General features: G+C 64.9%; 1 protein-coding gene. It reads right to left on the bottom strand.

Translation table 11 applies throughout. From position 1 onward, the window contains the following. The coding region (locus KBX34_RS33055; protein WP_210928988.1) for a cbb3-type cytochrome c oxidase subunit I at positions 1–1,141 on the bottom strand (1,141 nt) is incomplete at both ends.

Here is a 1,141-nt window from a genome sequence, read left to right as displayed (position 1 = left end):
CGGGCAACTGGTGGCCCACTCCAGAGAGTTGCCGAAGCCCCACGGGTCGTCCACGGTCACCATCGCCCCGTACCGCCAGGACTTCCACGCGTTGTAGATGAAGAACAGGGTGGACGCGCCGAGGATGAACGAGAAGATCGTGGAGATGGTGTTCAGGGTGGTGAAGCCGTCGCTGGGCAGGTAGTCGGCGTACCTCCGGGGCATGCCCTCGTTGCCCAGCCAGTGGTGCACGAGGAAGGTGCCGTGGAAGCCGATGAACATGGTCCAGAAGTGCAACTTGCCGAGCCGCTCGTCGAGCAGCCGCCCGGTCATCTTGGGCCACCAGAAGTAGTAGCCGGCGAAGAGCGCGAAGACCACGGTGCCGAACACCACGTAGTGGAAGTGCGCCACCACGAAGTAGCTGTCGTGGGTGTGCCAGTCGACCGGCGGGCTGGCCAGCAGCACGCCGGTGAGGCCACCCAGCAGGAACGTGACCAGGAAGCCGATGGCGAACAGCATCGGTGTCTCGAAGGTGAGCTGGCCCTTCCACATGGTGCCGATCCAGTTGAAGAACTTCACGCCGGTGGGCACCGCGATCAGGTAGCTGAGGATGCTGAAGAACGGCAGCAGCACCTGCCCGGTGGCGAACATGTGGTGCGCCCACACGGTCATGGACAGCACGGTGATCGCGATGGTGGCGAGCACCAGCCCGGTGTAGCCGAAGATCGGCTTACGGGAGAAGACCGGGATGACCTCGGTGATGATGCCGAAGAACGGCAAGGCGATGATGTAGACCTCGGGATGGCCGAAGAACCAGAACAGGTGCTGCCAGAGCATCGGGCCGCCGGTCGCCGCGTCGTACACGTGGGCGTTGAGCAACCGGTCGGCGGAGAGCGCCAGCAGCGCGGCGGCCAGCAGCGGGAAGACGAGGATCACCAGCACGCTGGTGAACAGCATGTTCCAGGTGAAGATCGGCATCCGGAACATGGTCATGCCGGGGGCGCGCAGGGTCAGGATCGTGGTGATCAGATTGACCGCGCCGAGGATGGTGCCGAGCCCGGACACGACCAAGCCGAGCACCCACATGTTCGCGCCCACCCCGGGGGAGTTCTCGACGCTGCTCAGTGGGGTGTAGGCGGTCCAGCCGAAGTCGGCCGACCCC

This window comes from Micromonospora sp. M61 (assembly GCF_018070245.1).
Classification (GTDB): domain Bacteria; phylum Actinomycetota; class Actinomycetes; order Mycobacteriales; family Micromonosporaceae; genus Micromonospora; species Micromonospora zamorensis.
Note: the sequence above shows the minus strand (reverse complement) of the source record. Positions and strands in the feature narration are given on the sequence as shown.